Annotated in this window: 1 pseudogene; it reads left to right on the plus strand. The window is 62.9% G+C overall.

Annotated elements, in window-relative coordinates:
- A pseudogene (locus tag ACTEK7_RS36675) lies at positions 1-283 on the plus strand (M10 family metallopeptidase C-terminal domain-containing protein); the annotation flags it as partial.

A 283-nucleotide genomic window follows, 5' to 3' on the forward strand; every position in this document is an offset into this window, starting at 1 on the left:
CGGCCCAACGCTGAAATACCAAGGCAATGTGGTGGACACGGCCAATTACACGACGTGGTCCGTCATTGCTGCCGAGCAGGTGTCCGGTGGCGGCTACGACGTGGTCTGGAAGAACTCGGCCAATGGGCACTACTCGGTCTGGAGCACCGACAGCAGCGGCAATTTCGTGACGACGCTAGCCGCGGCTCCCGAGGTCCTGGGGAGCGATCCGACCCTGAAAGCACTGGAGCCGACGCTGCAGCAGGATCTCAATGGCGACGGCACGATCGGAGTGCCGATTGCC

It is taken from the genome of Bradyrhizobium sp. JHI2711 (genome assembly GCF_056156565.1).